At 62.3% G+C, this 12295-nt stretch carries 14 protein-coding genes; 8 read left to right on the top strand and 6 right to left on the bottom strand.

Features of this window, described 5'->3' with window-relative positions:
• Positions 1–70: 70 nt before the first annotated feature.
• Positions 71–991 (bottom strand): LysR substrate-binding domain-containing protein, encoded by a 921-nt coding sequence (locus OSW16_RS10005; RefSeq protein WP_267822704.1) that lies wholly within the window; start codon positions 989–991, stop codon positions 71–73.
• A 160-nt stretch (positions 992–1151) separates the two neighbouring features.
• On the opposite strand from OSW16_RS10005, the gene OSW16_RS10000 reads away from it, so the two are divergent.
• From OSW16_RS10000 to OSW16_RS09965, 8 genes are all read left to right on the top strand, one after another.
• Positions 1152–1934 carry a YqcI/YcgG family protein gene (locus OSW16_RS10000; protein ID WP_267822702.1) on the top strand — a complete coding sequence of 261 codons (783 nt, stop codon included), beginning with the start codon at positions 1152–1154 and terminating at the stop codon, positions 1932–1934.
• A 2-nt stretch (positions 1935–1936) separates the two neighbouring features.
• Positions 1937–2563 (top strand): LysE family translocator, encoded by a 627-nt coding sequence (locus OSW16_RS09995; RefSeq protein ID WP_241803361.1) that lies wholly within the window; start codon positions 1937–1939, stop codon positions 2561–2563.
• Positions 2564–2603: 40 nt separating this feature from the next.
• A complete protein-coding gene (locus OSW16_RS09990) occupies positions 2604–3698 on the top strand; it encodes a hypothetical protein (RefSeq protein ID WP_267822699.1) in 1095 nt (364 codons plus the stop codon).
• A 198-nt stretch (positions 3699–3896) separates the two neighbouring features.
• Positions 3897–4550, top strand: coding sequence for a sel1 repeat family protein (locus tag OSW16_RS09985; RefSeq protein WP_277818026.1), 654 nt, complete (start codon positions 3897–3899; stop codon positions 4548–4550).
• Between the two features lie 96 nt (positions 4551–4646).
• Positions 4647–5348: an AzlC family ABC transporter permease gene (locus tag OSW16_RS09980; protein WP_241803358.1), complete on the top strand. Its 702-nt coding sequence runs from the start codon at positions 4647–4649 to the stop codon at positions 5346–5348.
• Complete coding sequence (locus tag OSW16_RS09975; protein ID WP_267822696.1) at positions 5345–5659, top strand: AzlD domain-containing protein; 315 nt, start codon at positions 5345–5347, stop codon at positions 5657–5659. The genes OSW16_RS09980 and OSW16_RS09975 overlap by 4 nt, the downstream gene beginning before the upstream one ends.
• Complete coding sequence (locus OSW16_RS09970) at positions 5656–6489, top strand: AraC family transcriptional regulator (RefSeq protein WP_267822694.1); 834 nt, start codon at positions 5656–5658, stop codon at positions 6487–6489. The genes OSW16_RS09975 and OSW16_RS09970 overlap by 4 nt, the downstream gene beginning before the upstream one ends.
• 40 nt (positions 6490–6529) lie before the next feature.
• Positions 6530–6757, top strand: coding sequence for a hypothetical protein (locus tag OSW16_RS09965; RefSeq protein ID WP_012313790.1), 228 nt, complete (start codon positions 6530–6532; stop codon positions 6755–6757).
• A 33-nt stretch (positions 6758–6790) separates the two neighbouring features.
• On the opposite strand, the gene OSW16_RS09960 is transcribed toward OSW16_RS09965, so the two are convergent.
• The 5 genes from OSW16_RS09960 to OSW16_RS09940 form a co-directional block, all read right to left on the bottom strand.
• Complete coding sequence (locus OSW16_RS09960; RefSeq protein WP_267822692.1) at positions 6791–7279, bottom strand: copper chaperone PCu(A)C; 489 nt, start codon at positions 7277–7279, stop codon at positions 6791–6793.
• Positions 7279–7887: an SCO family protein gene (locus tag OSW16_RS09955; protein ID WP_267822690.1), complete on the bottom strand. Its 609-nt coding sequence runs from the start codon at positions 7885–7887 to the stop codon at positions 7279–7281. Before OSW16_RS09955 ends, OSW16_RS09960 begins: the two co-directional genes overlap by 1 nt.
• Positions 7888–8095: 208 nt before the next feature.
• Positions 8096–8680: a Fe-S biogenesis protein NfuA gene (gene nfuA, locus OSW16_RS09950; RefSeq protein ID WP_012313787.1), complete on the bottom strand. Its 585-nt coding sequence runs from the start codon at positions 8678–8680 to the stop codon at positions 8096–8098.
• 58 nt (positions 8681–8738) lie between these two features.
• The gene (locus OSW16_RS09945) at positions 8739–9773 is read right to left on the bottom strand and encodes an acyltransferase family protein (protein ID WP_267822688.1); all 1035 of its coding nucleotides are present in this window, start codon (positions 9771–9773) and stop codon (positions 8739–8741) included.
• Between the two features lie 111 nt (positions 9774–9884).
• Positions 9885–12185: a fatty acid cis/trans isomerase gene (locus tag OSW16_RS09940; RefSeq protein ID WP_267822686.1), complete on the bottom strand. Its 2301-nt coding sequence runs from the start codon at positions 12183–12185 to the stop codon at positions 9885–9887.
• Positions 12186–12295 lie beyond the last annotated feature (110 nt).

Genomic DNA, 12295 nt, shown 5'->3' with positions numbered 1-12295 from the left:
GTTGTCCTCGGTGCTACGGATAGGTCGAATGGGATGATTCTACCCGTGCGCGGGGTGGCTGTGCGGGCAATCAGCCATACAGGTAGTTGATATCCTTGTACGCCAACGGCGGCACCTGCCCCAGCAGAAAGTCACGCAGCTTGTGCATTTGCCGCGCCTTGGGGCTGGATTTGAGCCAAGTCATGTAATACCCGTCCCCGGTCGCCACGGCATGCTTGAACGGCGTGACCAGCCGCCCTGCGGTAAGGTCGGCACTGGCCAGCACCAGGTCGACCACGGAAATGCCCAGCCCCTGCTGTGCCGCAGAAATGCCCTGGTCGAGGGTGTCGAACACCTGGCCCTGATCGATGCTTATGTCCAGGGCATCCATGCGCGCCAGCCAGCGCCGCCAGTCGCGCCGGTCCGATGAAGGGTGCAGCAGTTCACACTGGCGCAGGTCACCCAGTGCCGGCTGCTCATGCGTCATATAGTCTGGGTGGCACACCGGGATCAGCCATTCGTCGAACAGCTTGAAACTCTCGATGTCGGCGGCGAACTGGCCGTTGGACAGGAGAAAGGCGCAGTCGTAGGGCTCGGAGTAGAAGTCCACCGTGTCGATGTCCATCCACACGCTCGACAATTGGACGCTGCAGCTGTCATCGACTTTCTTGAAGGCATCCAGGGCCCTCAGCAACCAGCGCACCGTCAGCGTCGAGGGCGCCTTCAAGCGCAGGCCGTAGCGGTCCTGGCGCAGCAGTGCACAGGCGTTCTCGATGATCTTGAAGCCGACTTTGAGCTCCTGGGACAGCAGGCGCCCATGCTCGGTAAGGCTCAACTTGGGCCCACGTCGCTCGAACAGGTCGCAGCCGAACAGGCTTTCGAGGGTCTTTATGTGGTGGCTGACGGCGCCTTGGGTCAGGGCCAGCTCTTCGGCCGCGCGGGTGAACGACCCGTACCGTGAGGCCACCTCGAAGGCACGCAGCGCGTGCAAGGCCTGAATCCGTTCCGACATGATGCCCCCGAAGCATGAGTGAGACTAATGGCAGGTCATAGTACCACGCGTTTTACAACGCCAGGTACGCCCCAGAAAATGCAGGTAAACAACAAAGATAAGCCAATAACCTGCCTGCATGTGTCTTGAACGTTCTACTCATTAAACGCCTGGGGAAATCATGTTTACGGGTTATGGAAACTGCTATCGCCTGGACGCGCTAGAGCTGGCCGCTGAACATGTCCGGAACGCGCAGCACTGGACGCACAAAACGATACAACATTTTCGCACCATCCTCGCCAACCCCGACTTTCCATGCCTGTTCGGGCGCAAGGCAGTGGCCGGTGAATCCTGCCACATCCTCTTCGCCCGCGCTGAACAGCTCGCCGATGACATCGCACAAGGGCTGGCCGAGTACGTGCGCACCATAGCACCGGTGCCGGTCAAGCAACGCATCGGCAGCCCGCTGGTGGTGTTTCTCGAAACGGCCGCCGACAGCAACCTGGCCGAACAGCAGGCGCTGGCCTGGAAGGTGCTGCGCGGGGTTCATGCCCGTGACCCGCACCCGTGGCCGCAAGCGATCCCAGCCGACCCCCACGACAGTGGCTGGTCGTTCTGCTACGCCGGCATGGCGCTGTTCATCAACATGAATTTTCCCGGCCACCATCAGATGAAAAGCCGCAACCTGGGCAATCACATCACCTTCGTCATCAACCCGCGGGAAAACTTCGACGAAGTGGCCAATGCCGCCACCGAGAGCGGCAAGCGCATCCGTGCACGCATCCGCGAACGCGTGCAGCGCTACAACGACGGCGTGATGCCCGACAGCCTGGGCTTCTTTGGCCAGGCCGACAACTTCGAATGGAAGCAATACCAACTGCAGGAAGCAGGCTCGCTCAACCCATCGCGCTGCCCCTTTCATGCCCACGTCCACGCAACACCAGACACCCAGATCGAGAACTGACCGTGAATACCGCACTGACCGCTACCTACGCCCTGACCGTACTGCTTTTGATCGCCACACCCGGCCCGGTCGTGGCATTGATCGTCAACACCGCCGCGGCCTCTGGCTCACGCAAGGCCATGTTCACCGCCGTCGGCACCAACTGGGCTTCCCTGGTGCTGATCGGCGCCGCGGCCTGGGTCATCCTCACCAGTGCAGCCATCGACAAGGCCTGGCTCAGTGGCATGAGCCTGCTCGGCTGCCTGTTCATTGGCTACATCGCCGTAGGCACCTTGCGTGAATGCCTGCAGGCGCCTGCCTGCGAGACGCTTGAGCAGCCGGCAAGAGCCGGGCGGGGCGGTTTGTGGCAAGGGTTCATGGTCGGGATTTCCAACCCCAAGGACATCATTTTCTTCATCGCCTTCTTCCCACAGTTCATCCAGATCACCGAATCGTTCGGCAAAAGCATGATGGTGCTGTCCCTGCTGTGGGTGGCCATCGACTTCGCCGTGCTCAGCCTTTATATCTTTGCCATCGGCAAGATCGCCTCGCAGCGTAGCAACCGGGTGATTTCGCTGGCCTCGGGGGTTGCCCTGTTGCTCATCGCAGTCGGTGGCCTGGCCTACAACATCAAGGAGCTGGCGGGCTGACGCCTCGGTGCGACGCCACGCCGGACAACAAGGAGCGCCCATGAACCCGTCCAGTAGCGCAACATTCGGCCCGGGCCTCCCTGCGCCACTGTCGCTCGACTACCAGCGTTTCCTGCAACTGGGCAGCCGCCGTGCCCCGCACACCCTGCATGTGCACGAAAGCGGCTACCGTTCCGGCACCATCAACACCGATGCGCTGGGTTTGCGCTACAGCCATTGCGCCGGCAAGCGATTTTCGGCCGGCGAATATGGCGGCACCGGCCGTGTCAATTTGCTCGTCGGCGGTTCGACCGCCTTGGGGATCGGTGCCAGTTCCGATGAGCATACGGTGGCCTCGCACCTGTCGATGCTCACCGGGGAGGTGTGGTTGAGCCTCGCTGGCTGTGGGCTCAATGCCGGCCAGGAACTGCTGCTGTTTCTCACCCATCAGCATCGCTTCAGCGAAATCGGCCACGTGGTGGTGCTCAGCGGCCTCAACACCTTGGCCCACGAGGGCCTCGGCGAAATGCTAGGCGGCCCGCACGCTGCGCTGCATGCCAAGGCCTATCAGAACTACCTGAACAGTTTCAACGAAGGCGCGCTACCTGCCAGCCCGGCACGCCGGGACTCGCTGTGGCAACGCCTTGGCCAGGCCCTGGCCCCGCGCCGGCAGGTGCCACCCCCTGCCTGGCCATTATCCGCCCCACAGAAACGCCTGGCACACGCTGCCGACTGCATCGGGCGTACCTTGAGTCAATGGGAACGCTTGCTTGCCGACAGCCACGCCACCCTCACCTTCATTCTCCAACCGCTGCTGCCGTGGTGCCGTGAAACGCTGCCTGCCGGAGAGCGAGCCATGCTATCGGCACTGGAACAGCAACCGACCAACTTCGACCGGCTGCTCGAAGGCGCCTTCGACAGTCAGCTGCACATGGCCTTCTTCAGGCGCATCAAGAGCCAGGCGGATCCGGTGCCCTGTTACGACATGAACAGCATGCTGAGCAGCTCCCCTGCCTTCGGGGCCGAGTTGTTCATCGATCGCTTGCACCTGAACGATCTGGGCAACAATGCCCTGGCCAAGGTCATCACCGCCAAACTGGGCCTGGCCCAGGAAAAAAATGCCCAACGCAAGGTCGCCCCGGTCAAGCTCGTCTGACAAATGTGCGTTGCCCTTTCGGTAGCGCCATCCGGTTGGCTAGAATAGGCCATCGTTCCGATACGCCTGAGGCGCACGTGTACTTGTGATGAACACCCGAGCCGACTACCAGTATCTTTCTGCTTATCCGGGCTGTGGTGCCAGTGGGGCCTGCCTGTGAGTGGTTTCGCCCGCGTGCCCGCACTGCTCATCTCGCTGATGCCGTTTGCCGCACAAGCGCTCGACGTGCGAATCGACCCGCATGCCGACTTGCTGTATCGCCAGGCCCTGCCACTGCTGGAGCAGGCCGACACTCCAGAGGATGACGGCAACACGCTGCGCACTGCCATTGGCGGCGACCCGGAACTCAAACGCCAGGGCCAGGCCATGGCCCGCACGCTGCCAACTGCGGTAGCCCTGCTTGAAAAGTCAGTGGAGCTCGGCCATCCCGTGGCCCAATACCGCCTGGCGCTGTACTACACGACCTACCTGCCTGCGGCGCAAATCCCTGATGCTGCCTGCCCGCTGCTCAAGGCCAGCCTGCAGCAGGGCTTTGCCCCGCCCGCTACGGCGATCGCCACCTGGTGCCCACCGTATAACGCCAGCCCTCGTTACCGCGAGGCGCTCGAAGCGATACCAGGCATGGCCACGCTGTACGCGCCCTACTACCCGCAACCGGCTACACGCCTGGCTTGCAGCCGCAGCCAGCCACAAGGGCTGGAAATGCAGTGGGGCCGCCAACGCGACTACCAGGCTGAGGTGTATCGGTTGCTGGGCGACCTGGACCCACAGCATCGCCGAGACTTGCTGCAAAAGGCGGTGGAAATCAATGGTTGCGCAGCAGCACAACGGCGATTGACCAGCCAGCGTTGATCATTGCTACGGCAGTGGCAAACCAGCAAGATCGTTCAAGCCACCTGCCCCACCCTCTGGCATGCTGCGCTGCCGAACAACAGTGTTGCAGCCATCATGCAAAGCAGTCCGCCCATCGCCCGCCAAGCTTTTCTGCACGGCGCCATCGCCATTCTTCCGTTATCACTGGCCGTCGCCCCTTGGGGCCTGCTGGCTGGCTCGATGGCCATCGAGGCCAACCTCAGTGCCTGGGAGGGTCAGGGCCTGTCGGCGATCGTGTTCGCGGGCGCCGCGCAACTGGTGGCCATCGGCATGCTCAAGGGCGGCGCCAACCTGCTGTCGATCTTGCTGACCACCCTGCTGCTGACCTCGCAACATCTGCTTTACGGCTTGTCGATGCGCCCGGTGCTGTCGAACCAGCCGCTGCGCTGGCGCCTGGGCTTGGGTTTCCTGTTGACCGATGAGTTCTTCGCCTTGACCAGCCACTATGACCAACAGCAATTCAACCGCTGGTACGCGCTGGGGGTCGGCCTGACCTTCTATGTGGCCTGGAACCTGTTCACCCTGGCCGGGATCGTGCTGGGCCAGAACATCCCGCACCTGGACCAGCTGGGCCTGGATTTCTCCATCGTCGCCACCTTTGTCGCCCTGATCGCCCCACTGGTGCGTAACCTCGCCACGCTAGTGTGCGTGGCGGTGTCGCTGTTCTGTTCAGTGCTTTTCAGCTACTGGCATTGGGAAACCGCGCTGGTGGCCGCCGGCCTGCTGGGCATGGCTGCCGGTTTCGTCTGCCAGAAATTTTCCGGAGGCCGCGTATGACCTGGCTACTGATCTTCGCCATGGGCGCCGTCGTCTTCCTCAATCGCTACGCGTTCCTGGAGCCGCGCCTACCGCTGCGCCTGAGCTCCAATGCCCGGCAGTTTCTAGGCTATGCCGTGCCGGGCATGCTCACCGCGATTTGCGGGCCAATCGTCTTCCTGCCCGGCCACCAGCTGGACTTGAGCCCGCTCAATCCCTACCTGCTGGGGGCTGTAGTGGCCATCGTGCTGGTGCTGTTGACCCGCAGTGTATTGCTGAGCATGCTGGTGAGCATGTTGATCTTCTTCTTGCTGCGCAGCTGGCTGACATGAGCACGCCCCTGCGCGAACAGACCCACCTTTGGCAGGCGCCCGCCCTGGGCGATGTCGAGATGTTGCATGCGCGCTACATTCAGCAACGCTTCGCCCCGCATGTTCACGAAGGTTATGTGTTCACCGTGATCGAGTCGGGTGCCCAGCGCTTCTGGCACCGCGGCAGCGAGCACCTGGCGCCGGTGGGCAGCATGGTGCTGATCAACCCGGACGAGCTGCATACCGGCGCTACCGCCCATGAGGCTGGCTGGCGCTACCGCGGGTTCTATCCGGACCATGAACGGGTGACCGGGGTGCTCGACGAGCTGGAACTGGGCCGCCACGGCATGCCCAGCTTCAAGGACAGCGTGATCCAGGACCCGGCCCTGGCCATCGCCTTCAGCAAGCTGCATCAGCTGTCCGAAGCCAACGCCAGTGCCCTGCAGCAACAGACGGCCTGGCGCCAGGCGGTTCTGGCCCTGGTTCAACGACACGGGCAATGCGCTGAACCCTCAGCCCCTGGCCACGAACCACTGGCCGTAGCCCGCGCCCGCGAGCTGCTGGAGAGCCAACTGGCAGAGCCGCCATCGCTCGAAGCGCTGGCGGGCGCGGTCAATCTATCGCCGTTCCATTTCGCCCGGGTGTTCCGCCAGGCCACCGGCCTGCCACCGCATGCCTGGCTCAAGCAACGGCGCCTGGCCCGTGCCCGGGAAATGCTCAAGCGCGGCCTGGCTGCGGCCGACGTGGCTTTCAACCTGGGCTTCGCGGACCAGAGCCACCTCAGCCGGCAATTCAAGCAAGCCTTTGGCGTGACGCCGGGCGCCTATCGCACCGCCTGCCTGCACGGGTAACTGCTGCTACACTGACTAGGCTGAATTGGAGGATCCTGCCATGTCCGAAAGAGAGCTCACCACCCTCATATCGTTGATGAACCAGCGCCAGGCCTGCCTGAGCAGTGCCTGCAAAGAGATCGCCGACTGGATCGACCGGCAGGGTGATGTGCCTGCCGCTGGCAAGATCCGCGCGAGCCTCAAGGCCCTGGAGGCCGACGAAGCCCAGGTCCGCAAGACCTTGACCTCGCTGACCCTGGAAAGGCCTTTGCCACGTTTTCGCAGCTGAATGAAGTGGGGCCGCTTAGCGGCCCCGGGTCAATCAGTGCTTCATGTGCATGTGGTCGTGCCCGCCGCCCATCTCGGCGTTGAGCGCCCGTACCTCTGCCTGCACTTCCAAGGTTTCCTTGCCACCCTTGGCATCTTCCACGGTCAAGGTCAGCGGGACTTTGTCGCCTTCCTTCACCTGCTTCGTCAAACCCATCAACATCACGTGATAGCCATTGGGGTCCAGGCTCACCGGCTTGCCGGCGGGCAACTCCAGGGCCTCGACCTGCTTCATGCCCATCACATCACCGTTCATGGTCATCTCGTGCACTTGCACAATCTTGGCCACGGGCGATGCCACCCCTGTCAGCTTGCTGTCGCTGCTGGCAGTCAGGGTCATGAACGCACCGGTGGACTGCTGGTGCGGTACGCTGGCACGTACCCAGGCATCACTTACGGTGGTCTGGGCCAAGGCCGGCAGCGCCAGCCCCAGCAAGGCGATAGCGGCCAGGCCGCGCTTGAATGGGTGCAGTGAAACAGCCATTAGCAGATCTCCATCAGGGTGACCAGGTCTTCGGCGCATTCCTTGGCGTTCAGGGAATGGCCCAGGCTCAGGCGCAGGGTGCCACGCGTATCGTAGACGTAGCTGGTGGACGAATGAGAGATGGTGTACGTGTCACCGGCGGGGACCTTCTCGTAGAACACCTTGAACTCCTTGGCCACCTCGGCGATTTCCTCCGGCGTACCGGTAAGGGCCATGAACGAGGGGTCGAAAGCCTTGACGTAGGCGTCGAGCACCTCGGGGGTGTCGCGCTCAGGGTCCAGGGTGATGAACACCACCTGGAACAGCTCGCGGTCACGGCCACGGAGCAGCTTGCGGATTTGCGCCGCGCGCGCCAGGGTGGTCGGGCAGACTGCCGGGCACTGGGTGAACCCGAAGAAGATCATCGGCATGCTGCCGTAGAAGCTCGACAGGGTGACGTCGTTGCCCTTGGTATCCTTGAGACGGAACTTGCGCCCCAGGATTTCGTTGCTCATGTTCTTGCCGTACTTGAACTCGAGCCCTCGGGCCGGGTTGCAGCCTGCCAGCAGGCCGAGCCCGAGAACGCCCATCCCGGCGACAACTGCGCGCCGGGTCAACAGATCATTCATGGAACCATCCTTTAGAGGGAAGGTGCCGACCCTCGGGACGGGCCGGCTGAAAAACCGGGGCATTCTGGCATGACACCCCAAGCGGTTCTACCCGACCAAGGCGGTGGTGGCTTGCAGCCCTTTAAACACGGGCTGCGGCCTGTTGTCGCAGGGGTTGAATCCGTAACAGTTTGTTGCTAGCAGGGTGTTGCCAACGCCGAACTACCGATCAGTAGTAGGCGTTTTCCTTCTGGGTGTGGTCAGTCACATCCCGCACGCCCTTGAGCTCTGGAATACGTTCGAGCAGGGTCCGCTCGATGCCATCCTTGAGGGTTACGTCAGCCTGACCGCAGCCTTGGCAACCGCCACCGAACTGCAGCACTGCAATGCCGTCGTCGACCACATCCACCAGGCTGACCTGGCCACCGTGGCTGGCCAAGCCCGGGTTGATCTCGGTCTGCAGGTAATAGTTGATACGCTCGTTGATCGGGCTGTCTTCGTTGACCATTGGCACTTTGGCGTTCGGCGCCTTGATGGTCAGCTGGCCGCCCATACGGTCGGTGGCATAGTCGACCAGCGCGTCTTCCAGGAACGGCACGCTGACGGCATCCAGGTAGGCCGTGAAGCTCTTCAGGCCCACGGCGGTGTCGTCAGGCTTTTCTTCGCCTGGCTTGCAGTAGGCAATGCAGGTTTCGGCGTACTGGGTGCCCGGCTGGGTGATGAATACGCGGATGCCGATGCCAGGCGTGTTCTGCTTGGAAAGCAGATCGGCCAGGTAATCATGGGCGGCGTCGGTAATGGTTATAGCGCTCATGTAAGTTCCTCACAGACTTGCGGCCAAGTGTACGCCAACCTGGCCTTTGAACAAAGTCCTAGCATTTGACTCGGGAAAGAGCAAATGCCGGCGTTTGCTCCCGAGGGGCCGCCACCCACGCCTGCATCCGCCGGTACAGGCCCCGCTCCAGCCACTGGTAGCTGAACCACGACATTAGTCCAATGGACGGCACGCACAGGGCAAAGACCAGGTAGGGATTGAGGTGCAGGCGCTGGCTGGCGAACCAGCCCGCGTACAGTACCAGCACGTGGATCAGGTACACCGAGTACGAGCAGTCGCCCAACGCCTTGAGTACCCGATTGCCCTGGAAGTACGGCTCAAGCGCTACGAATGCCAGCACGATCAGTGCGCTGGGAAGGCCCCAATGCAAAAGGCGCTGGGAGGCGTCCAGGTGGTAGATCGCATAGACGGCCACCCCCAGCAATGCCAGCGGCAACCACAGCGCTTCACGCACCAAGCCGCGGCGGTACAGCACACCGATGCCAATACCGAGCAGAAATTCGTAGATGATGCCGTTGTTGTAGAAGCGGCTGAGCACGCCAACGCGGCCCAGCACTTCACTGACCAGCAGCAGCGCAGCGGTCACCAGCAGCAATTGGTGGCGCTTGCGGACCAGGAATGCCAGGCCGAACAGAAGGTAGAAGAACATCTCGAAGTTCAGCGTCCAGCCCACGTTCAAGGTCGGGTACAGGCCGTAGCCACCTGGGTTCTCCGCCGGAATGAACAGCAACGACAGCAACAGGTGATGCCAGGTGAATGCCTGGTGCGGCATCCATTGGCTGAAGGCCAGCAGTACGAGCGCCATCAGCAGGGTGTAGAACCAATAGGCAGGGACGATTCGCAACGCGCGGTTGAGCAGAAACTGACGCGGCTCCACGGGTTTGTCGCGGGTTGACAGGTAGATCACCAGCCCGCTGATGACGAAGAAGATGTCGACACCCACGGCGCCGCGGGCAGTGAGCAATTGGCCAACGGGGCCAGTGGCATGGAAGTCGAAAAAGATCTGCATGAAATGGTGGCAGACCACCACCCAGGCGGCGAACGCCCGCAGTGCCTGAAGCGAATACAGCATGGATCACCCTGCGATTGCCTTGGTGCATTGAGGCCACGTTGGGCTGCCTGGCAGCCCCGGACCGTCCAACCTTTCCGACCGCAGGTGTGCCGGAAAGGTCAGCTCAACCGATCAGAGGTTCTCGTAGCGGTTCATGTCCAGCACCCCGGCTTCCAACGGTTGGGTTTCCTTGATATAGGCGCTCAGGTCGTGGAAGTAACGCCAGAACTGCGGGTGGCTGCGGCGCACGCCCCAGCGCATGACGATACGTTCGAACCTGGCCGGATCATCGCGCGCATGTTCCATGTCTTCGACGAACTCTGGCACATCCGCCGCCGGGATATTGAAGATGAAGTTCGGGTAACTGCTGAGCACCCCGGGGTACAGGGTCAGGGTATCGAGCCCCGGCTGGTAGCGCGCGGCCTCGCCCAGCAGGAACGCGACATTGCTGTGGGCACGGTTGCGCAGCAGGCTGTAGACCTGGCGCTGACCGCCCTGCCCTTCGATGCGCAACATCGTGGCTTCCGGTAACTGATCGATCACCTTCAGGCCTGCGGCCGGGCGAGATACCAGGCGGCTGAGCGACTGCTCGACGTTACGGAATTCTTCGTTCATCTGCGGCCGCGAACAATAGGCACCCTGGCACCGGTTGATCGGGTCAGGTGCGGCATTCAGGCTGCCGGTGCGTTGCAGCAGCTTGAGGCCGAAGTCACGCTTGGGGTCGCGCGGGTCGAGCCTGATGCCGCTTGGCGTGTCGGTGTCGATGTCTTCATAGTCGAGCCACATCTTCACCTTGCCACCGTTCTGGTACCAGTCGCTGAGCATTGCACCACGCTCATCCGCCGGCATCAGGCGCAGGAAATTGACCTCGGCACCGTTGCGGATCAAGTCGAAATACAGCCGCGTCTGCAACTGGTGCGAGACATTGCCGAAGACATCGAAATTGACCGCCAACTGGTAATAGGTACGTTCGAACAACGGGTAGTCGAACAGCCACAGGGTCAGCGGCACATCGCCGACCAGGCCCTTGGTCACTGACGCGCTGTCGAAGTGGCGGAAGATGCTGAGCAGCGCATTGTCGTTGCCGGCCCACAGGGTCGACCAGCCAGGCGCTGGCATTTCGGCGTAGGCCTGGCGACGCAGCTTTTCATACTCGTTGCGCTTGTCACGATAGGCATGCCACAGGTTGAGCACACTGCCCACGTCGTCGATCTGGCCCGGCATGGCGAGCAACGGTGTGGCCTGGCCACGGTACGCGGCATCGGTAATGTAGCGGTCGTGCGCCGGCTCCTGGAACAGCGCCCAGAAGTTATCGCGAATCACATCGGTAGCGATCTGCCCACGGCACACCGGCCCTCGAATGAAGGTGCGGACGAAGTACTCGGCGTTATCCAGCATGAACTGGTAGCGCGCCACCGCCGGGATCGCCTCGAAGGTCTCGAACGGGTTGGCGCGGTGGCGCGGCCCATAGCCTGGCAGCGCACTGGCGTGCCAGTCACCGGCATAGAACAGCTGCTTCACGCGCTTGAGCTTTTGCGGCCCCATCGGGTAAGTGATGTGGGTCTTGTGCACGATCACGCCCTGCACCGGAATCAACCGGTAATAGAAGTCGGTGCCCGGCGGATCGTTGGGGCGACGCGTGGCAATCACGTCGACCGGCTGGCCGCTGGGCGTGCGCGAACGCACCCACTGGAAGAAGTGGCCCTGCTCGCCACCGACGAAATGGATGTGCGCCAGGAACAGGTGCTCGTACAGCCAGCGCCCCACCAAGGCCTCGGTAGAGCCTGGTCGATTGAGCAGTTCTTCCCAGTCGGCGATCTGTTTTGCCTCGGCCGCGCTGGGTTGAATGGGCTGATACTCGACCGGCGCACCTGCCGCCAGCCACGCCTGCAGGGTCTGGTATTGCTTGTCGGTCAGGCCGGTGACAGCCAGTGGCATACCCTCTTTGGGGTGGGCGCCGGCGTAGGCATCGAACTCATGGGGCAATGGGCACATGTTGTTGCGCTCAAGCCCCAGGACGATGTCGTCGGGCAGCTTGGCGTTGGGGGTAAGCGGGGCCTTGTGCCCCAGCTCCAGCATGCGGGCCATCAACGCAGCCTGGCTACCCTGGCTGTCGAGCACCGAATAGAAGCCCTTCTTGCGCCACTGCTCTTCGCTGTGCGCGTCGTAGAAAAGCCGCGTGGTCGGGACTGCCTTGCTCCTTTCACCCTGGTACACCGGTACCTTGGTTGCACCGCGCACAGCCCCTTCCGGGCTCTCCAGCTTCAACTGGCAAGCAGCGTCGTTACAGGCATGGCAGGCCACGCACTTCTCGGTGAAAATCGGTTGAATATCCCGGGTGTAGGAAATTACCGCGCTCGATTGGGGGGCTTGTGCGAGCGCGACACTGCTGAGCAGCAGCGCGAGAGCGCCGACAAGAAAACGATGCACCATGTGCCGAAAGTCCTGGGTTCTAGAAAAGCCATCACGTTTTTGCCGGGTCGAGCTTGGGTGCTTCATGGCGCAACATGAACGAAATTCATGCGAATGGCCGGTGCGCCTAA

The organism is Pseudomonas putida (assembly GCF_026625125.1).
GTDB lineage: Bacteria > Pseudomonadota > Gammaproteobacteria > Pseudomonadales > Pseudomonadaceae > Aquipseudomonas > Aquipseudomonas putida_X.
Note: the sequence above shows the minus strand (reverse complement) of the source record. Positions and strands in the feature narration are given on the sequence as shown.

Excerpts from the sequence above, each read along its gene's own strand:
- OSW16_RS10005 (WP_267822704.1), bottom strand. The coding sequence starts at position 991 with ATGTCGGAACGGATTCAGGCCTTGCACGCGCTGCGTGCCTTCGAGGTG.
- OSW16_RS09965 (WP_012313790.1), top strand. The coding sequence starts at position 6,530 with ATGTCCGAAAGAGAGCTCACCACCCTCATATCGTTGATGAACCAGCGC.
- OSW16_RS10000 (WP_267822702.1), top strand. The coding sequence starts at position 1,152 with ATGTTTACGGGTTATGGAAACTGCTATCGCCTGGACGCGCTAGAGCTG.
- OSW16_RS09940 (WP_267822686.1), bottom strand. The coding sequence starts at position 12,185 with ATGGTGCATCGTTTTCTTGTCGGCGCTCTCGCGCTGCTGCTCAGCAGT.
- OSW16_RS09970 (WP_267822694.1), top strand. The coding sequence starts at position 5,656 with ATGAGCACGCCCCTGCGCGAACAGACCCACCTTTGGCAGGCGCCCGCC.
- OSW16_RS09955 (WP_267822690.1), bottom strand. The coding sequence starts at position 7,887 with ATGAATGATCTGTTGACCCGGCGCGCAGTTGTCGCCGGGATGGGCGTT.
- nfuA (WP_012313787.1), bottom strand. The coding sequence starts at position 8,680 with ATGAGCGCTATAACCATTACCGACGCCGCCCATGATTACCTGGCCGAT.
- OSW16_RS09980 (WP_241803358.1), top strand. The coding sequence starts at position 4,647 with ATGCAAAGCAGTCCGCCCATCGCCCGCCAAGCTTTTCTGCACGGCGCC.
- OSW16_RS09960 (WP_267822692.1), bottom strand. The coding sequence starts at position 7,279 with ATGGCTGTTTCACTGCACCCATTCAAGCGCGGCCTGGCCGCTATCGCC.
- OSW16_RS09975 (WP_267822696.1), top strand. The coding sequence starts at position 5,345 with ATGACCTGGCTACTGATCTTCGCCATGGGCGCCGTCGTCTTCCTCAAT.
- OSW16_RS09945 (WP_267822688.1), bottom strand. The coding sequence starts at position 9,773 with ATGCTGTATTCGCTTCAGGCACTGCGGGCGTTCGCCGCCTGGGTGGTG.
- OSW16_RS09990 (WP_267822699.1), top strand. The coding sequence starts at position 2,604 with ATGAACCCGTCCAGTAGCGCAACATTCGGCCCGGGCCTCCCTGCGCCA.
- OSW16_RS09985 (WP_277818026.1), top strand. The coding sequence starts at position 3,897 with ATGCCGTTTGCCGCACAAGCGCTCGACGTGCGAATCGACCCGCATGCC.